The 21,578-nt window shown below is 36.6% G+C and carries 12 protein-coding genes; all 12 read right to left on the bottom strand.

Annotated features, from left to right (window positions below; all coding sequences use genetic code 11):
• Positions 1 to 38 precede the first annotated feature (38 nt).
• Entirely contained in the window at positions 39 to 2,267 is a 2,229-nt protein-coding gene (locus GSQ19_RS04010; RefSeq protein ID WP_011321504.1) for a GumC family protein, read from the bottom strand.
• Positions 2,268 to 3,209: 942 nt separating this feature from the next.
• Complete coding sequence (locus tag GSQ19_RS04005) at positions 3,210 to 4,580, bottom strand: right-handed parallel beta-helix repeat-containing protein (protein ID WP_011321503.1); 1,371 nt, start codon at positions 4,578 to 4,580, stop codon at positions 3,210 to 3,212.
• 60 nt (positions 4,581 to 4,640) lie between these two features.
• Positions 4,641 to 5,426, bottom strand: coding sequence for a WecB/TagA/CpsF family glycosyltransferase (locus GSQ19_RS04000; protein WP_011321502.1), 786 nt, complete (start codon positions 5,424 to 5,426; stop codon positions 4,641 to 4,643).
• Positions 5,427 to 5,506: 80 nt separating this feature from the next.
• Positions 5,507 to 6,694: a glycosyltransferase family 4 protein gene (locus GSQ19_RS03995; protein WP_011321501.1), complete on the bottom strand. Its 1,188-nt coding sequence runs from the start codon at positions 6,692 to 6,694 to the stop codon at positions 5,507 to 5,509.
• 38 nt (positions 6,695 to 6,732) lie between these two features.
• Positions 6,733 to 8,034, bottom strand: a complete 1,302-nt coding sequence (locus tag GSQ19_RS03990; RefSeq protein WP_011321500.1) for an O-antigen ligase family protein — start codon at positions 8,032 to 8,034, stop codon at positions 6,733 to 6,735.
• Positions 8,031 to 9,155: a glycosyltransferase family 4 protein gene (locus GSQ19_RS03985; RefSeq protein WP_011321499.1), complete on the bottom strand. Its 1,125-nt coding sequence runs from the start codon at positions 9,153 to 9,155 to the stop codon at positions 8,031 to 8,033. Before GSQ19_RS03985 ends, GSQ19_RS03990 begins: the two co-directional genes overlap by 4 nt.
• A gap of 171 nt (positions 9,156 to 9,326) precedes the next feature.
• Entirely contained in the window at positions 9,327 to 10,340 is a 1,014-nt protein-coding gene (locus tag GSQ19_RS03980; RefSeq protein WP_011321498.1) for a glycosyltransferase family 2 protein, read from the bottom strand.
• Between the two features lie 8 nt (positions 10,341 to 10,348).
• Positions 10,349 to 11,746 (bottom strand): oligosaccharide flippase family protein, encoded by a 1,398-nt coding sequence (locus GSQ19_RS03975; protein ID WP_011321497.1) that lies wholly within the window; start codon positions 11,744 to 11,746, stop codon positions 10,349 to 10,351.
• Positions 11,733 to 16,043: a non-ribosomal peptide synthetase gene (locus GSQ19_RS03970; RefSeq protein WP_011321496.1), complete on the bottom strand. Its 4,311-nt coding sequence runs from the start codon at positions 16,041 to 16,043 to the stop codon at positions 11,733 to 11,735. Before GSQ19_RS03970 ends, GSQ19_RS03975 begins: the two co-directional genes overlap by 14 nt.
• Complete coding sequence (locus tag GSQ19_RS03965; RefSeq protein WP_011321495.1) at positions 16,040 to 19,321, bottom strand: non-ribosomal peptide synthetase; 3,282 nt, start codon at positions 19,319 to 19,321, stop codon at positions 16,040 to 16,042. The genes GSQ19_RS03970 and GSQ19_RS03965 overlap by 4 nt, the downstream gene beginning before the upstream one ends.
• 107 nt (positions 19,322 to 19,428) lie before the next feature.
• Positions 19,429 to 20,580 (bottom strand): acyltransferase family protein, encoded by a 1,152-nt coding sequence (locus GSQ19_RS03960; RefSeq protein ID WP_011321494.1) that lies wholly within the window; start codon positions 20,578 to 20,580, stop codon positions 19,429 to 19,431.
• Between the two features lie 60 nt (positions 20,581 to 20,640).
• The gene (locus GSQ19_RS03955; protein ID WP_011321493.1) at positions 20,641 to 21,468 is read right to left on the bottom strand and encodes a TIGR04325 family methyltransferase; all 828 of its coding nucleotides are present in this window, start codon (positions 21,466 to 21,468) and stop codon (positions 20,641 to 20,643) included.
• Between the last annotated feature and the right edge of the window lie 110 nt (positions 21,469 to 21,578).

Genomic DNA, 21,578 nt, shown 5'->3' with positions numbered 1-21,578 from the left:
TTGCCCAAAAATGGTTATTTTTGGCAATTCCACCTTGATTATTGATCTTTAATATTTGGATGTGTTTGCCCCACAGGCACTACCTCTTGCCATTTTTTAGTTTCGTCGAACTCATGTTTTTTAGCAACATAAAAATCACTGCTAAATTCATTTTTCTCGGTTACACCATTAATCAATAAACCTAAAACCTTTTGTCCAGAACGCTCTAATGTATCTTTAGCAGCCCAGGCACTACCCGAATCAATTACATTAGGTCTAGATACTAATAAAATTCCATCTGTCATGTGGCTTAAAGTTAGGGAATCAGCCGCAACAAGCAGAGGAGGAGCGTCAATAATCACAAAATCATACTGTGATGAAAAATCAGCGATTAATGCAGCCATTCGCTTTGAATCTAGCAAAGCCAACGGATTGGGAGGTCTGACACCTGCTGTCAAAACATCCAAATTATCCATTACCTTAGATATAGCAGTAATAAATTCTACTTGTCCAACAAGTACTTCACTTAAACCTACTAAATTATTCAATTGCCAGAATTGATGTTGAGATGGAGAACGCATATCTCCATCGATTAATAAAACTCTACGTCCTAATTGAGCGATCGCAGCAGCTAAATTAGCTGAAACAGTAGATTTACCTTCTCTAGGTAAAGCACTTGTTATTACTAAGTTTTTGAGAACTTGATCAGAACTCAGAAATCTTAAATTAGCTTGAATCATGCGATACATTTCGCTAGTCAATGAATCAGGCGTATCTCTGACAGCTACTTCCAGATTAGTTAACTCTACATCCCGATGGGAAGATGTTATTTTCTTCGTAGTTGCTGAAGGAATAATTCCTAGTAAAGTATATTCAAATATTTCTCTAATTTCTTGAATTGTTTTTAGGGATCTATCTCTTATTTCTAAAAACAAAACTGTAGTAATTGACAAAAATATCCCAAATAAAATACCTAGCAATATAACAATTATTTTATTTCTGGAATCTGGTTTATCAGGAACCAAAGCATTAGCAATAATCCTCGCACTTGCAGTATTTTTACTTTCTGCTAGTCTTAATTCTTGAACTTTAGTTAAGAGAGTCTGATAAGTCGAGCGAGCGCTTTCGAGATTTTGTTCTAATTCACCTAAATTTTGTTCTAATTGGGGTATAATTCGTAAGCGTTGTTCATAATCTGCACGAGACTTAGACAAAGAATTTAATTTTTTAATTAAACTCAATCGTTCTTGTTCCGATTGCAAAAATTCTTTAATCATACTTTGCTTAAGTTCACTAAGTGGGAACTTTGTCTGTGGTAGTTTTACTTGACTACCAATAATTTGGTTAGTTTGTTTTTGTAATAAATCTTGCAGATTTTTTTTGTTAGTTTCCAAATCAACTATTTTCGGATCGTTATCCAGAAATCTACTACGTTCTAAAGCGAGTTTTTGTTCTACTTGTTGAATTTGAGTTAAAATAGATTGAATTGCCTGGGATTGAGAGAGATCATTTATAGCGATCGCTTGCTCTACATCCAGAGAAATTTGCTTGCGGAGTGTATTATTTTTAGATGTAACTTTTTCTAATTCTGAACTGACATTAGCAACCTGAGTATCTAAATTGTTAATTTGTAAAACTGCTAATTTAGATTCTTCTGCAAGATTGACAATTTTATTTTGTTCTTTAAAACTGCGTAAGGCTAATTCTGCTCTTTGTAAATTTAATTTGGGTTGATTTAATTGCTGAGCAATCAGCATTCTGGTCTTTTCAGCTTCTGCTCTACTTGTAAGAATACTGTTCTCTAAATATAAGTCCATCACCTTGTTCACAATCGCTGCTCCCTCTTCAGGATTACGACTTTTATAAGCCACTCTTAAAACATCTGTACCACCAATAATTTTTAAAGTTAGTCCAGATTTGAGAGTATTATAATTTAAGGGTTTACCTTGTTTGTTTTTCAGATTTAGCTCTTCTATTACCTTGTCTAGTATCATCGGAGAAGAGAGAACCTCTATCTCAGTATTAATAGGGTTTTGACTGGATACCAGTGATTTAAGATCCCCTTCAGCTTCTGAACCACTAGCTAATAAATTTTGACCTATGATCTTAAAAGATGGTACTTTGAATAAAAGTTTTCCTTCTGCTTCATAGGATGATTTCAGCAAGGTGGTAGATAAAGCACTAAGAGCAACTGTTACCGTAAAGATATTAATAGCCACTAACCAACGACGCTTCAGTCCAGCAAAATATCTGCTTAAATCTAAATCTATCGATTCTTTTGATTGCATAATTTTATTCTAGGAAGACTCTGTATGAACAATGTTAGTTTTAAAACTCCAGTAAATATAAAAATCTAAGTGTTTCACAACACAACCAACAAGAAAGATTAGTAGATTATTCTTATAGAAGTCACCCCTCTAAGTATTTTTACATGATTTTACATTACATGATGCTTGGTCGTTATTTTTTAAGGTAATTGTAAAACTTTATTGATGTTATTGTGTTGCTTAGATTCATACACAGTGATTCAAACTTTAAATACTGTTGTACCACAAGTAACGTAATAAATAGATTGAATGTCAGAACAAGAAAATATAGAAGAAAATTAGGTACATCATTATGAATATGAGTAGTCAAGCGTATCGGGAGTGAACAAACCAGCGATTGGAGAAGATAGATAGGATAAACATTTTGCCCGCACCATTCAAAACAACGCACGATTTTGCGAATACGTTTTTTCCGAGGGTATTTCCAAATATGTTTGAGAATAATAAATATATGAATTGGTATAAGACTATAAATCAGATATAGAAAGGATAGAGGAAATTTATGAGCTTGAATTAAAATTCTTCCATTATCTAGTAAAAAAACAGGATATATCAATATTAGTTCAACAAAAATGAAAATATTAACTATCGCAAATTAATTCTTAATTCCTGTTGTTTATAGAATGCACCTAGTAGACATATAAACAGGTAAAATAGACCAAAAAAATAGTTTTTTTCAAAAAAGATATTTGGTTTATTTCTAAATACCAGAGAAAATAAAAAAACAATAGTGGCGATAATATAAGAATAAATTTTCGTTTAAAAAACCTCATTACATAAAGTGCTTCAATAAATGTATCAAGCCAAAATCACAACTATATTTATGACTAAAATCTGTGATTTTTTGAGTATTTTCATTTAACATAAAGAGTGAATTATTGAAATATATTCTATCTTTAACTTCTATTTGAACTCATAGGCTCCAATATCATATCCTGAACCTATAGGTCTTTTTTGACCATTAAAATCACTACTAGCTGCACTCATTGATGTACCTGCGTCAATCACAGGACTTGTGGCTTGCAAGCGAAAATTGGCAACACCATGAATAATAGATGGATTAACAAAAAGAGGATTAAAGTCAATTAGATTATTTTTGCCCAAACTAGCATCAGAATGACCATCATTGATTAAAATAGAGCCATTGTATGACAAGTTATAATCCCATTTGTTATTTTGAGAATAATCATCTACAAAAGTTTTTTTAGACTTATTTGCAGCGTAGGCAATGTTGTTATAAAAATGCACATTAGATGAAAAATATGTACTAATTTCTCCATTAAGAGTGCCTTCCAAGTTATCAGATTTCAGATTTTTAAAAGTGGTATTGTTTCGGACAACAACATTATCACTTTGAAAAACATGAATCCCTCTGCCACCATTATCAAAAACGATATTATTTTCTATCAAAGTCCAAGCAGTGTATTTTGATGTTTGCCCTTGACCTTGAGTATGTCGAAAATCATCAATGATAATACCGTTACCATCAGTAACTTTACCATTTTCTCTCGGTAATTTATTTTCATTAAAGTAAGATATATTGCCTCTAATGATATTGTGAAATCCAGGTTTATTATCGAATGCTTTAGCTTGATAAATGGAGATGCCACTACATTGATAAGGTGCTTTGAATGCGTTTCTATAAACAATATTACCTTCAATGTAAAGATAATCCGTCTCTTGACCAGAAATTCCTCCACACCCAGAGTCATGAATTTCATTGTTGATAATTTTCGTATGGTGGTTACCATTACCAACATGGATTCCAGAGCCGAGTTGAGTAGAAGTAATTCTAAACCCAATTATTTTGATGTAATTACCAGAAACTCTAAAAGTACCGTCTTGAGTTCCTCTAACAAATGGCTTGTGTCCAGGAAAAGCTTGGAACACAATCCAATTATTGGGATTTCCAGATTTAGTTACTGTAATGTTTTCGTCATAAGTACCATTTTTCACATAAACAATATCTCCCTCATTTATTATTTGATTAGCTTTCTGTATTGTCTTAAATGCTAGATTTTCTGTAGTACCAGGATTGCTGTCATTTCCAAGACTTTGATCAACGTAGTATGTTGTACCTAAACTTTGACTGACATCTCCGTTTCGACCAAATTCTTGTGCTTCAAACTCTGCCCATAGATAGTTGTTTTTAATTGCTTCCTGATTTATTGAATCTCCATTGTTAGCATTGACGATTTTGCTAACATATATTGTGGTTAAGCCAAAAATCAGAATGGTAAAAACACCCCATGTTAAAGATTTGTACCTCATCATAAAAAATGTTGCTTGATTGCTATCAATACTTTGAACACCTCTCTGAGAATAAAACTAAAATTATTTGAACTTTAATTTTCTAGAAGCTAATTGCATCATAAAGAACAATACAAAGCGAGGATTATGCTTAAAATACCTCTTCCATAACCTTTTTGGTTCCATTATGAGCCGGAAAAACCACTCCAAACCTATGTTTTGCATCCAGCTTGGAGCTTGCTTAACACGACCCGAATGAAAATCAAATGCTGCTCCGACACCAAGCATTACTGCTGGAATAATATTCTTATGTTCTGCAATCCAAAACTCTTGCCGAGGACAACCAATACCAACAAATAAGATTTGCGCTCCTGATGCGATAATTTCATCGGTGAAAGCTTCATCTTCTTCTGGTGTAAGTGGACGAAAAGGCGGTGCAATTTGAGAAACAATTTTAATGCCTGGGAACTGATTTCTTAAAAATTTACTGAATGCTGCCAGACTTTCTGTTGTACCACCATAAAAAGCAATAGGAACACCTAAATTTGCAGCCGCATTGCACACGTGTAAAGTGAGAGTTGGCCCGTATACCCTGGAGGCATTTTTGATACCAAGAGCTTTTAAAGCCCATACCAAAGGCATACCGTCAGCTGTAACTAAATCAGTATTATTAACTACTCTTGCAAATTTGGAATTGTCATGAGTTTCCATTGTCATGTGAACATTAGCAGCAAAAACAGACTTGCTTTCTTTGTTAGCTGACCAAGCTAAAATTCTTTGGGTTGCATCTTCATAACTGGTAGCATCGACACGCATACCCAAAATATAACGATATTCTAAGGGTAATGTTTCTTTAACAGTCAACTTCATTTTGATGAATCTCCTATCTTAGTTAAGGTTAAATGTAAACAAAAATCTCTGCATTTTATGGATTTAGTTACTGAATAGAATTAATATTTTGATTCCATTTCTGTTGTTGAATTAACTAAATAATTACTACATTGAACTGCTGAGAAATAAGTTTCTGATAAAGAATTTATGTAGTGTTTAACGTCAAAATATTCAACACTATGGCGGGCAGCATTACCTAACGCAATCCTCATATCTTCGTCATTAATAAGTTGCTGCATGGCTTGTACTAACTGTTGTTGATTTCCTGGTTGCACTAATATGCCGTTTTGATTGTGATTGATCACTTCAGGTATGCCACCAACAGGTGTCACAATCACAGGTAAACCCCATGACATGGCTTCTAACATTGACATAGGCAAACCTTCGTTATATGAAGGTAAAACAAAAACATCTGCTGATGCTATCAGAGCATCTCTTTGTTCAGGATTCAGCCAGGCGCTAATTTTTACTTGAGCTTCAAGACCTAATTCTTGAATTAGTTGTTGAGCTTTATCTAAATCTCCATTACCAGCTAGAACCAATTCAGCAGATTTTTTACTTTCTTCGGGTAGGGCTGCAAATGCTTTAATAAGATCAAATGCGCCTTTATCTTGCTGAGGGAACTTCATAACAGATTTTGCTACGTCTAGCGCACCACCGCGTTTACCAATTCTTCCAAGAAAGACAAATTTTACAGATTGTTTTTGTCGTCTTACAGGAATAAAGGTTGGCATTTTTACAGGATTATGTAGTACGGAAATTTGATTTTTATCAAGATTAAATGTTTCTAAATAATAAGACTTCCAACTTTCTGATAGAGCTATAAATTGACTACATCGCCTAAATAAATTAGATATAATTTTTTGCAGTATCTTAGGAAGATCGGCAAAAAATTCTTGATATGTTGCGCCATGAGCATGAAGAATAAAAGGCTGGCGAAAGCTAAGAATTATAAGGACAAGAATTAGTTTTCGGAAAGTACTGCCTCTCTCAGCGAAATGAATATGGACTAAGTCTGTTTTTCTTTGTATCAGATTTTGTATCAGTATTTTAATTGATTGTAGAAATACGAAAATATTATGCCGTCCAGATCCAGGTGCAAATGTAGCAACATGAGTAATTTGTAATTCTGGGCGCACATTTTCGATAATTAGTTTTTCAACTGACGTAATTCCACCTTGGACATCTAAACTAGCACCGAGCATTAAAACTTTTAGAGGAGACTTTTGATAATAAATTCTATTCATAAACTCCTGAAATGTTAGGTAGTAAAAACACAAAAATGTTACGGTATTTTGTAGGTTTTCTGTGAATAATTAATCTTCTTTTTATGCTTGATCATGGAATGAGTTGTTTTTTGTTCTTCACATATTCGTAGTGATAGTAATATAGAAATTTGAATCACAAAAAAGAAATTATTTTGGATAAGTAATGTACTTTCTGTGAGATTTGACAACACAACATACATAAGAAAAACTCCTGGCCAAAATCCATCTGATGTTTTAACTGACCTCACATAAGCTAATGCCTTGAGTAGACCTTGTAAATAATCAATTACATATAGTGATAAGCCTACTAATCCCAATTCAAGGCAAAGGTCTAAGTAACCATTGTGGCTATTTGGTGGTTTCCAGCCAGAGGAGTACCAAATATCGGCGGAAGGACCAGTCCAGCCCAGCCAGAATGCACCATATCCATAACCAAACCAAGGACGTTCAGCTATTTTATCGATGATCAAAGGCCAAAAATTAGTTCGTCCAGTGAGTGTTAAATCTTTGCCTAATAATGCTGCTATAGCTTCAGCATTAGTAGTCATTAATATATATGCAATGGTACTTAATGTTGTGATTCCCACTAACGCGGGGATCATAAAGTTATATCGCCACCTTAAAATCCGAAATAAAAATAATGAAAGACTTAAAGTAATAACATTGATAAGAGGTGATGATGCTTTTGAAGCAATAATTAGCCAGATCGATGCTATGAATCCTCCCCAAAATAGCCAACGCTTTTTTTCTGGTTGAAGAGCCAGAAGTAAGAACACCATGGCACTGGGAGCCATGACTTTACCAAGAACGTTTTTATGGTTATATATTCCTCGCCATGTACCAAAATGCACTCCAGCCATACGACCATAATTTCTTAGGCCGAAAGCGAATAAAAAGCTACCTACGATCGCTATGCCGAAAGTCCATGCTAGTAAATGTAATTGTTCTTTTAAAGTGTAGCGACTGGCTAAGTAAAGAGGAAATAGAAGTGTTCCTGATAGAGCTATGACGCGACTTTGTGTCATTGCAGGTACATCAGACCAAAATATGGAAAATATAGCTACTAGGAGTAAAAGCCATATATACCAATCTTTATTAATTAATTGAATTACTTTTTTCCAACGCAGGACGAGTAAGGCAAAGGTAATGAAGTAAATTATTAAAAATATGAATTGAATTAAGGCAAAATCAGGAGCCGCTATTGAATCATCACCTTCACTTGCTCCCCCTGACAGAATCACAACTAGAGGAGCGCCTGAATAATGGAGTAGAGACAGAACTGTAAAAGCTTTTTCTGCAAGTAGTAGATATTTTTTCATCTGGTCATCAAAGATGTACTTTTGGCGGCGATCGCTTGATGGTAAACTTCGATTGTTTGAGCTGCAATGTTTGACCAGTTCAAGTCTTGTTGACAACGCTCTAATGCGGCGATTTGCATCTGACGTTGTAAGTGAGAGTCACTTAATAGCCGAATGATTGCATCTGCAAGAGACTGGACATCACACGGTGGTACTAGCAGTCCGTCTTGTTCATGTCGGACTATTTCCCTCAAACCGCCAATATTAGAAGCAATTACAGGAGTACCCATCGCATAGGCGATCGCTGCTACACCGCTTTGTGAAGATTCAATGTAAGGTAGAACAACAGCCGCACTTCGTTGAAATAAATTGGCGACATTTCCGGTAGGGATAAAGTTATTGAGAATTTCGTAGTGTTTTTTGTCTGCATCCTGCAATAATTCACTGACATTTTCTCCCCGTCCAGCAATGATAAGTTTGACTCCGGGGATGTGTTCTGCAACTAAGGGGATAGCTTGCAGCAAGTATTTTAGACCCTTGTATGGCCAGATACGCCCGAAAAATAGTAATGTATGAGGCTCACGAGGTGCTATTTGACCACTTGACCAACTTTGAAACAAACTACCTAACTCTCCGTGAGGTAGGACGTTAATTCGCTGTTGAGGTAAGCGGAACTGTTTGATGAGGATATCTTGAAGTGACTGGGAGTGGACAATTAATTGCTGGGAACGGTAGAAAGCTATTCTGCGAGTATATTCAGCGCCCGGTGTTAAATCGCGATCGCCTGGGTGACGATATACATCATGAATTGTAGTTACCAGAGGGGGCATTTTACTGAATAAAAGAGTTAAATCATACCAAGGATCGTTAGTTTCTTGAACATGGAGTACATCAGGGTTTATCTCTCGAATCATTCGCATCATTGCTGCTATCACCTTAATGTTGCGAGGATCACGAATGCGGGGTTTCTTAATTTGAATCACTCGAATATGAGGATTAAGAACATCTTTGCATTGCCTATATATTTCTTCTGAATGTATCAGTGTTAAATCAACATATTTAACTAAATTATTTGCCAATTGAACAGTATATTCACTAAAAGAAAAATGTAATAAAACGACTTTAATTCGATATTTACCCATTTTCGTTAAATTATAATTTTATTATCAATACAGTTTCTTATTTATCATCTGTATTTTTTCTCTCAGATGATATTGGGGAAGTTGCTAATTGATTCATAAGAAATTTGGCAATTTTCATCTGTAGATTATCCCATTGAAACTGATTATTACCTTTTGGATTGATAATTTAATTTAGTTATAAATCTTAAATGCGGATTTATCTTTGAATAAATAGTATTGAATACGTCTTTTAATTATTCCTGGTATTTTTAGTAATAGATGGATAAGAACATAAGGATAATTAATCAATTCACGTACGGCCTGTAACCAATACTTTTGCTTAATTGGTTCAATAACTCGGTAATAAGCTAAATTTTTTTCAAAAATTTGAAGATTATACGATAAAGCTTGTGCTAATTCAGGGTTTTGATTATACAAATTTTCTTGTTTAATGAAGTCTACAATTTTTTGGCAAGACTGCTCTAAATTTTTTTTATGATTATGACTAGAAGTGATTAATGAACCTTCACGACAGCGATAATAATAATATGGCTGGGGTATGAGTATAAATTTAGCTCCCCTGACTAAACACTCCATATCTAACCAAAAATCTTGCACCACAGTCAGAGTTTCATCATATTTAATATTATTTTTAATGAGAAACTCTCTTTTGAACATAGGCTTAGAAAGTCCGAGACGCAAACCCCGTTTTCCATAGACATCTGTTTTTACAAAAAACACAGGCTCGATTATTTTTAAATCATTAATCTTTTCTCCACTTTCACGGATGGCTGTACTCCGAGGAAAATGTTCACCATCTTGTACAATATAGAAATCATCGGCAACAATGTCAGCATTTTCTGAAGTTGCTACTTGCCATAATTTTTCTAATCGCTCTGGTGCATACCAATCATCTGCATCCAAAACTGCAATCCATTTACCCTGAGCTATCTGGAGAGCGCGATTACGCGCACCGCTTGCGCCAGTATTTTTGGGGTTTACAAATAATTTGATTCGTTGGTCAGTAAAACTTTTAATTACATCTACCGTGCAATCTGTAGAAGCATCATCTACCACAATCAATTCAAAATTTCTCCAAGTTTGGAATAAAACAGATTCTATTGCTTTGGCAATATAGGCCTCTGTATTGTATGCAGGAATAATTACAGATATATCAGGTTTCATATAAATATCTTCTTGATACATTTTAAAATTTACCCTTTGCTTAGAATTTTTTTATATACAGAATTAAAACCACCAAACTGACGAATAGCCAACAATGAGATTAGCATAATATAGACGGAGAATGCAAAAATTAAAATCCATACAAAATTTAAATTAGTTGTTTTAAGTAAGAAAAAAACAGCAGTCATAAAAGTGGTAATCAACAAGGGACGTATTAAAACTCGCCGAAGATTTAGGGAGAATAGACGACGATATATGATGTATCCAAAAAAAGATAAGTTAGTATAGCTCATAAACAGACTCATCAAGGCAGCACCTAATAGTTGATGTTGACCAATTAAAACAATACCTGATATTCCTCCCACCAATGTAGTTAATACTGCTTCTAGTAAGTTAAATTTTTCAAAGCCATTTGCTATCAACAAATAGCCAAATATTCCCGAAAAACTATTTGAAATTAGTGCAAAAGAGACTAACTTTAAAGTTGTTGTTGCTGCCGTGATACCTTGGTCTTTGTAGACTAATGACAATAATTCATGAGAAAATAATAAAATTCCGATAAAGAACGGTAAACTCATACAAAGTAGGATGTTAATTACATCTTCTGCTACTTTGCGTTGTTGATTTTTACCTAAAGCAACAGCTTTGGACATACTAGGAAAAGCAGCCAAGGCTATACTACTAGAAACAAGAATAAAGGGCTGTAAAAGCTGTATGACTGCCCCATAAATGCCAACTAATATTTCACTACCTAAAATAGATAAAATAAGTAGATTTAATTTGCCGGCAATAATACCTATTCCCTCAATAGCAACAAAAGTGCGGGCTGCTTTGATAGTTTTCCAGATAAAATCTTGCTTAATGTGCCATTTAGGTTTAATTATCTTAGTCAGTAACAACCATTCAATTACCAGAATCAAACATTCGGAAAATAGTAAAATTCCGGCAATATATTCAACTCCATAATTTAGCTGCATTGCCCAAACCATCACCAGTAAACGCAGAATATAAACTGGTACCGTAGAAATAGCAATTAAGTGCATTTTTTCTTGAGCTTGAAAAATTGCCTCCGTGATGTTGGAAAGGGCAAAAGGTACAATAGTCAAGCCCATAACGTAACAAATGAATGAAGTATCGGCATTATAGGGTAGTAAAAATACTACAACAACTAGGGCTAAATAACCAATAATGCTAAAAACAAACTGTAATAAAGTACCGCTTACTAGGTATTCTGATGTTAATTCTGGCTCACGAGCTATTTCTCTAGTAAACAAGGTCTTAAAACCTTGAGATATAAGATTCACAAAAATGTAGTAATAGCTGAGAGCCAAAAGATATTGCCCTAAGGAGGAAGCGCCGAGATTACGAGCTATAGCCGCAGTTAATACAAAGGTTGTAATCCCTTGTGTTAACTTATTTACTAACATTGATAGAGAATTGACTACTAGTTTGCGTTGTCCCGACATGAGAAATCAGCCTTGGTTGAAATTTATTTAAATCATCAAAAAGCAAAGTATTGTCTGTTAGCGATCGCTCTAAACAGATTTTCAATTGTTTTGTCAATTTTTGGACGTGGGGTTCTTTGAGTAACCTGCTGTGATCTCCAGTAAGATGATGAATCTCTAAACCTCCCGTGACTAAATCATGCCATCCCAAATCAATATTGTCTGACAATTTTACTGGCTGTATGCTAGAGCGAAATAAAGTCATTGCTCCTGCATACGGTTGAGCTGTGTAATTTTCATAAGCTTGTACGTTAGCATCTATAACATTGACAATATGAGAGTTTTCCAAAACTTCTTGCCAATCTTGAATTAAAACATCTCTGGTATTTTTCTTTTTTAAATACCACTTCAACCAATTGCGGATATAAATCAACTTCTCTTGGGGTTGAAGTTTCCAAAGATTATTTACATGAACTCGGACAAATTTATTCAATGATGGACGAGTTATTTGTAAGTTAGGACAGCTTGTATCTAATAAGGCTAAGAGTCCTATTTTTTGTCCTTGAGTGTATAGTTGTTGTGCCATTTCATAGGCTACTAATCCACCAAAGGAATAACCTGCAATGAAATATGGCCCATTAGGTTGAATGCTACGTATTTCTTGAAGATAGGCGTTAGCCATGTCTTCAACTCGGTTCAGAGGAGCTTGCTTACCATCTAATCCCAAGGACTGTAGTCCGTAAATGGGTTGTTCTTCACCTAAATAATGGGTGAGGGTAGAATACTCTAAAACGTTACCACCAATTGGATGAATTAGAAATAAAGGTGGCTTAGATCCATTGAGTTGGATAGGAACAAGTGAAGACCATGAAGTTGAGCATCCTTCCTGTTGCAAAATGTCAGATAATTGCTGAATTGTCGGTGCTTGAAAGAGGATAGCTAGGGGGAGATTTTTACCAAAAATAGTTTCAATCTGAGAAAACATTCGTAGTGCTAAAAGTGAATGTCCTCCCAACCCGAAAAAGTTGTCTTTTAATCCTATTGGATGTTTACCTAAAACATTTTCCCAAATTTTCGTTAACTCTATTTCTAGCTGATTGCGAGGAGCTACAAAATTAGCTCCTGATTTTTGTTTGATGAAATTAGGCTCTGGGAGAGCGCCACGATTGACTTGCCCGTTGGTATTGACAGGTAGAGATTCTAGGAAAATAAAGTCTGAAGGAATCCAGTAATGGGGAATTTTTTGTGAGAGAAAAGTTTGTAAATCATCAATTGTAGGAGTTTGTTCTGGTTGAGTGACGAGGTAAGCTACTAGCTGCTTTTCGCCAGAAGTTACTTCAGTAGCAATAACCACGGCTTGAGTTATGGCTTGATGTTGATGAAGTAGAGCTTCTATTTGTTCTAAATCAACACAGACACCACATATTTTAACTTGGTTGTCAGTGCGTCCCAAATATTCAATGTTGCCATCTGGTAGGTAGCGGGCTAAATCTCCAGTTTTATACAATCTTTCATGAGTATTGTCACTGAAGGGATGAGGAATAAATCTCTCAGATGTCAAATCAGTGCGTCTGAAGTAGCCTTTAGCGACACCAACACCACTGATGTAGACTTCTCCAGGAGCGCCAACGGGTACAGGTTGCAATAGTTGATCGAGAATGTATATTTGAGTATTGGCTATGGGTTGACCGATGAGAATTTCTGTTTCACTACTAGCTGTTTGTGGATCGTAAACTGTGGCAGTGAAAGTTGTGGCGATTGAGCCATAGGCATTGAGCCAGCGTGTTTGTTTCCCGACCAGTTCTATCCAACTTTCATAAGCAGTACGTGAGACTTTTTCGCCGCCAACCATTACCAAGCGTAAGCTTTCAAGTAAAGGTGCTTGAGAGGTTGATATTTCTTTAAGTATTTTATACCAAAAGAAAGTAGGTAAATTGAGAACTGTAATCTGCTGTTGGGCGATGAACGAAAAGAAATTTGTGATTGAGTTTTGGGTGGTTTGGGGCTGAATAACTGCACTAGCACCATTCATCCAACAGGGAAATAGTGATTCGATAGTTGTATCGCTACTGATACCAGAAAACACTAGGATGCGATCGCCTGCGCTCACTTCCCAAAGTTGATGAATAGCTACAGCATGATTAACTAAATTGCTGTGGCTCATGGCGATCCCGTCGGGTTTATTTATCGGATTGGGTGCATATATTACACAGGCGAGATTCCCAGATGTTACCTGAGTGACTAAATTTTGCCGACTGTGGGGGGCGATCACTTCTTCATCACTATCCAAACAAATAATGCTGGATTCACACTCAGGTAGTTTCTCAGACCAGGACTTTTTAGTTAACAATAAAGATACATGAGCATCATTTAAGATGAAAGCTAGATCATTGGGGTGGGATGTTGGGGTGATTGGTATGTATGTTCCTCCGGCTTTGCAAATACCTAGCAATCCGACAATCATTTCCAGAGATGGCTCTAAATATAAACCAACACATATCCCTGCACCTACACCTAATGTCTGCAAATAATGAGCTAATTGGTTGGCACGTTCGTTGAGTTCTTGATAATTTAGTTGTTGATTATCCTCAATTACAGCAATATTATGGGGAGTGCGTCGGACTTGAGCCTCAAATAATTGATGAATGCAAATATCTTTAATATCCGCAGTTTGGCGATGATTCCACTCAACTAAAAGCTGATGCTGCTCTGGCTGTGTTAACAGAGTTAATTCGGAAATCGGACAATCTGGATTAGCTACAATACCTTCAAGTAAATTCTGGAAGTGTCCCAACATCCTTTCTATGGTACTTGACTCAAACATATCTGCATTGTAGTCAAATACCATGCCTAGTCCGTTATCCTGTTCCCGTAACACCAATGTCAAATCATATTTGGTCTTGCCATGATAGATGTAACCAAACAGGGAAGTAATCTTCAAATCAGGCAACTCCACCGATGCCATGCCACGACCATTCGACCAAGGGGGGTTGAGGGAAAATTTCACCTGAAATAGTGGTGAGGTGCTGCGATTGCGTTGTTCTGGTCTGAGTTCTTCAATTAATCGTTCAAAGGGTAGGTCTTGGTGGGCATAAGCTTCTAAGCAATCCTTACGTACCCGACCCAACAATTGGCGGAAAGTTGGGTTACCTGCCAAGTTACTCCGCAGGACAAGAGTATTAGAAAAAAATCCAATTAGTCTTTCGGTTTCCACCTGCCCCCGACCAGCACTGGCAAAACTAATAAGTAGGTCTTCTTGACCAGAATAACGGTAGAGTAATAGCTCAAACACTGTCAGTAGAGTCATAAAGAGAGTTACACCCCACTTTTGACTCAATTCTGTTAGGGCATAATTCAGAGATTTTGGTAGCAATAGGGCGGAGCGATCGCCCCGATAAGTCTGCGCACCAGCAGGACGAGGGCGATCGTAAGGTAATTGAATAATAGGTAAACTGCCCTCTAGTTTTTGCTTCCAGTAATTTACTTGGGACTCTAAAACCTCTCCTTGTAGCCACTGATGTTGCCAGTGAGCAAAATCAGCATACTGTAGTGGTAAAGGAGATAATGGAGATGCTTTTCCCTCTGCCAAAGCTTTGTAGATGGTGGTCAAGTCCTGATAAAACACATCAGATGAAGCCCCATCACAAACTATGCAGTGCATATTCCAAATTAGCAGATGCTCTTGTTCGCTCAACCTGAGCAGTAAGACTCGCAAGATGGGGCCGTTAGCCAAGTCAAAGGGTCGATGAGCTTCATTAGTTGCTAATCGGTAAGCCTCAGCCTCCCGTTCTTCATCTGATACTGACTGCAAATCAATTATTGGCAATTGTAAAGAAATATCAGGAGCGATGAGTAGAGTAGCTTTTCCATTGACGGCGGGGAAAGTTGTCCGCAAAACTTCATGACGACGGACGACTTCGTTAATGCTTTCTTCGAGGATGGTAACGTTGAGATTCCCTGTAAAACGCACCACCACTGGCATATTATTTGAGGAACTATCAGGTTCAAACTGATGGAGAAACCATAACCTTTGTTGACCAAAAGAAAGTGGTAAGCTACCGTTCCGTTCACAGGATACGATTGGAGGAATTTGAGAACTGGCTACTGTGGTAATTCGCCGCAGAAAGTCAATGATTTCCGCTTTTTGAGACTTTAACTCTGTTAGCAGTTCTGGGGTGAGGCTGTCTTTTGCTACCCGATAGCGTAGGCGATCGCCTTCCAGCCAAAGCTGCACATTTCGCTGACGTAGCTCAGATAGGAGTTCATCCAATGTTTTCATAGCTCACCTTCCTCGTAATCATCTGCGGTTTCAACTCCAGTAGCTTGAACGTTCTGAGTTGCCCAACGCAGAGTCTCTACTCGTTCTGCTAAATCTGCCACGGTTGGTAGTTCAAATAAGTTGGACATCAAGATTTCTACTTGCAGGGCTTGGCGTAGTCTAGATATTACTTGGATGCCTACTAGAGAATATCCACCCAGTTCAAAAAAGTTGTCGTAAATTCCCACCCGTTTGATATTGAGAACCTGCGTCCAGATGTCAGCAATTTGTTGTTCAATGGGAGTGCGCGGTGCGACATAATTTGCTTCTAATTCTGGACGAGAAGAATCAGGTTTTGGTAGTACTCGGCGATCAACTTTGCCGTTAGCATTTAGTGGTAAAGCTTCCAGTGCCATAAAAACCTTTGGCACCATATATTCTGGGAGTTGTTGTTTTAAAAATTGACGTAATTCCGAGATGATTGACAAGTTATCTTGACCAGTTTCTGCAACAAAATAACCAACTAAGAGTTTCTCTCCAGGAATATCTTCTCTAACAACTACAACAGCTTCTTTGACTGCTGGATGTTGTAAAAAGGCGATTTCAATTTCACCCAATTCTATGCGGAAACCACTGACTTTTACCTGATTATCAATCCGACCCAGGTATTCAATCTCGCCATCGGGTAAATAGCGTGCCAAATCACCACTTTTATATAAGCGTGATTGAGGATCTGAGTTAAAAGGATGAAGAATAAATCTCTCAGCAGTTAAATCAGGGCGATGGAAATATTCTCGCGCTAGACCATCCCCACCAATGTACAGTTCACCTGTGACCCCAATGGGAACTGGTTGTAAATGAGAGTCTAATATATAAACTTGGCTATTGGCGATCGGGCGACCAATGGGAATAGAAGCCCCTGGTTTTAGTGGTGCTGTGATGTCATAACAGCAAGTAAAAGTTGTGTTTTCCGTTGGTCCATAACCATTAATTAATTTACAGTTCTCTACTGTGCTAAGGAATTTCTGGACGTGGGAAACTGATAAAACATCACCACCTGCTAATAATTGACGTAAGGGTTTTAACGCATCAATTTTTTCATCGACTATCAGATGAAATAACCCAGCCGTTAACCACAGAGTTGTTACCTGGTGTTGTTGAATAATTTGCTCTAATTCGTCTAAAGATGGTGTGTTTGGAGGGAATATTACTAGTTTTCCACCGTTGAGCAAACAACCCCAAATTTCAAAAGTTGAAGCGTCGAAAGAGATGGGGCTAATTTGCAGAAATACTTCTTTATTGGTGAGGCTGACATAGTTAGTTTCTTTGACTAATCTCACTACGCCTTGATGAATAACACTGACACCTTTGGGCTGACCTGTAGAACCAGATGTGTACATCACATAAGCCAAGTTATTGGCTGTGACGTTACTAACGGGATTTTCTACTGTTGTTTGGTTGATCGTATCCCCATCGGTATCTAAACAAATTAATGTTGCAGTGTGGGTAGGTAGCTTTTCAACTAGGTGTTTTTGAGTCAATAATAATTGAATTTGGGTGTCTGCCAGCATGAAAGCCAGGCGTTCTGGTGGATAACCAGGATCTAGTGGTACATAAGCGCCACCTGCTTTTAGGATGCCTAAAAGACCCACCACCATTTCTAAGGAACGCTCCACGCAGATACCCACCAGAACGTCTGCCCCGACTCCTAGTGTTTGCAGATATTGCGCCAATTTATTGGCTCGAATATTTAATTCTCGATAAGTTAGTTGTTGCTCTTGAAATATCAACGCCACAGCGTCGGGGGTGCGCTCTACCTGTTCCGCAAATAACTGGTGTATGGATTTATCTTGGGGATAGTCAGTTTGAGTCTGGTTCCATGCGGCTAATAACTGTTGCTCAACGGCTGGTAAGATGGGCAACTTAGCAATAATTTGATCGGGGTTAGACACTATACCCAATAGCAAGGTTTCCAACTCTGCCAGGCGACGGCGGATAGTATCAGCATCAAATAAATTAGTGTTGTACTGACATTCCAGTGTCAGTTGACCACGCAATTCTGTAGCGTTGATAAACAGTTCAAAATTTTCAAATGAGCGAGGATTAGAGAAAAATTCTACTTCCAGTCCAGCGAAGGGTAATTTATCACTATCCAATCCTTGATCAATATTGAATGTAATTGGCACTAAAGGAATCCGGCTAGAATCCCGTGGCAGTGACAGTTTTTTGACTAGGCCACCAAAGGTGAATTGTTGATGATCGTAGGCATCTAAGATGGTGGAACGTCTAGTTTGTAAGTAGTCACTAAAAGATTTTTGGCTATCTATCTGAGTCCGCAGTGGTAATAAATTTACGCAATGCCCTACAAGATTATACTGTCCTGAGGCAGCTTGTCCGGCGGCGGGAATACCGACCACTAGATCATTTTGTCCGGTCAATCGATGCAGCCACACTTCAAACCCTGCCAAAATAGTTGTCATAAAGCTACAACCAAATTTTGTTCCTAGTTGTTTGAGGTGGGTAACTAGTTCGGGTTTTAATTGCCAGTCTTCACGGGCGGCGTTAAAAGTCCTCAGTGGTGGACGGGGACGATCTGTAGGAAAGTCTACTACGGGTACTGAGTCGGAAAATTGCTCTAACCAATATTGTTCTGTGGCGATCGCTTCTGATGTTTGTTCTTCTTCTTCCTGTAAAATAGCGTATTCACTAAATTTGTCTGGCTCTTCTAAATCAGGCATTATCCCTTGCAGCAAATCAGAATATATCTGACCCAAATCAGGCATCAGCACCCCCCAAGACCAACCATCACAAATAATATGATGGGCAGTTAAAGTAACTAAATGTTCTTGGGGATGCAATTTAATTATTTTTGCTCGAAATAGTGGGCCATGTTCTAAATCAAAAGGTTGTCCTACTTCTTGCTGTAAGATTTCAGCTACTTTTATTTCTCTCTCTTGAACCTCTAAATTAGAAACATCAATAAAAGGAATATCAATTAGTAACGAAGCCACAATACAGAGTGTACTACCATTAGTACTAAAGGTTGTTCGTAAAGCCTCATGACGTTGAACTAGCTGTTGGATAGCAGATTGAAAAGCTTCTAAATTGAATTGTCCTTTTAAGTTTAGGGATTGGGATTCGTTATAAGCACAATTAGCAGCACTCCCCATCTGTACAGATGCCCAAATTTCTTTTTGAGATTCGGTAGCAGGGGCAGTTAATAATAATTCACCATCTGCAAATGGATCGAAATCAATAGCGGTCAATTCAGTTTGATTTTCTATAGGTAATATTTTCATAAAACATTGTACTCTTGCTATTAGAGTAGGCTAATAAATTTCAAGTTGGCTCACTCATAAAGAAGATTGTATTTTACTCGTGAGCTACTAATGATGAAGATATTGTTTTATTGTTTAGTTAAAAATTTATATTTTAAAGAATTTCGCCCAGGTACTTCTATAAAATTATGAATTAATGATGCACTGCATAATACTATTACCATAAATATACCCAAGGATATCATAGATTGATATTCGTTAAAAGTACTTCCGAAAGTAACATTAAACTTATAAAACCAAAAAACTTTTAATGCTTCTTGAATAAACCAGTGAATCATATAAATAGAGTAAGATATAGTCCCCAAATATACGATAAATGATGATTTAAGAAATTTTGTCATTACATTATTTTTGTTAACGGATAAAGATAAGATAAGTAGCGAAAACCCCGGTAAGACTATCCAGTCGTGGATACTACGAATAAGACGCGAATCATCCCAGTTAAAATTCATAATCAAAAATATCCACAATAAAGATACTATGGTTAATAAATTGTTATTCCAATATTTTTGATAATTGCCTTTGCGATATACCTTATAAGTAATAATACCAATAATACATTCTAGTCCACATCTAGCTATCGAAGGTATTCCAATAATGCTGTCTAGATTACCTCTGGTTAGTGTGACCAAGAATAATAATGTCAGACTAAAAAAGTAAATTAACAAATCATCTTTTTGCTGGTTGTTTAACAATTTAATCAAGAGGGATGGAAATATAAAGTAAATAATAAATTCTACACTGATTGACCAAGCTGGTTCATTCCAATAGGTATTACACCAAAATAATGGTGGACAATTAAGAGCGAAAGCTTGCAACATGAAAATGTTAGCAAAAAGTGCAGTTAAATTAAATTTTTCTGTAAAAGGCTCAGCATTTGGTAAAAATATTTTTATAATCTCTAATCCAATAAAAAGAATCAATATAAATATATGTAGGGGATAAATCCTAGCAAAGCGCGAAAATAAATATGAGCAGTATTTATGTAAATTGACTCCAGATGAAAAATGATTGATGTAAACATGAGTCATAATAAAACCACTCAGGATGAAGAAAAAATCAACCCATAAATAGCTGTTATAGAAAAAAGCACTATGGGATGACAAAATTACACCTGTTTTTGGTAAGGCATAGTAAGAAAAATGAAGTATTACAACTGATAAAGCTGCAATACCTCGTATAGAAGTCAGAGGCTTAATATGTTTTACATCGTTGGTCATGAAAGCTATATCTCGATGAACTATTAACAGTCTGTTCCTCAGCTAAATTTACATCTAAAACTATTGAAGACGTAAATAGAATCCTTGATAGTTACGAACCAATCTCTCAGGATGAAAAGGTATAGCACAGGAACGCTCTAATTTCCAATTATCAATTAATTCATATCCAATTGCAGAAAGTGATGCAATAAATTCGTGGCGATTTTGAATTTTGTAAGGACAAAAAGCATAACCAATATTTTGTAGTGTAATAAATGTTTCTCCGTCGTAAAATGGTACTTGATTTATCAAGATGTGACGAGGTTTTTTCTTCAATTTATTCAACATCTCTGCCAATGATGGTTCTATGTATTGAAGAGTCCCGCAAGTAATCAAGATGTCTGAATTTTCCGCCTGGGAAAAATCTACAGTAAAAGATAAGCCTGGGTTATTGCCTTTTTTTGCTAACTCCTCTCCTGCGTTAACTACTTCTGGAATATCACATACTAACCATTGTAAATTGTGAGGATATTGCAAAAACTTTTTGGAAGTATAGTAGGCGTGTCCTACATTACCACCGAGGTCAAAAACAGTTGAACTATTTCTGAATGCAGACGCAAGCCAGACAAGGATTGGATAATCCTGACTATTAAACTCATTAGCCTCCCTGGCTGCTGTTAATTTTGCTGCGGATGGATGTTTACTAATTTCAGGCTGGTTGTAGCCAGCTTTAGCCCCTTTTGGAGTTGCCCGCAACGCTTCAGGAAAGTTACGATAAACGCCCCGGCAAGCAGTTAGAGTTCTATAAAAACTCCAGTGATAACGGATGTAATCTGAGATAACCGGAATGTTCTTTAAAACTTTTTTCAAAAACTGATATTTTTGATAGGGGGAGGCTATTACAGTCATATTGCTTTGCTAATTTACTAAAATTAAATTTTGAAAAGAAAATCAATTCAATGTATAAAAATTACCTCTGTTGCTTTATTAGCAAAAACCTGTTTTTTAAACAACAGAGA

Source organism: Trichormus variabilis 0441 (assembly GCF_009856605.1).
GTDB lineage: Bacteria > Cyanobacteriota > Cyanobacteriia > Cyanobacteriales > Nostocaceae > Trichormus > Trichormus variabilis.
The sequence above is the reverse complement of the archived record's forward strand: the minus strand, read 5'-3'. Positions and strand labels throughout refer to the sequence as shown.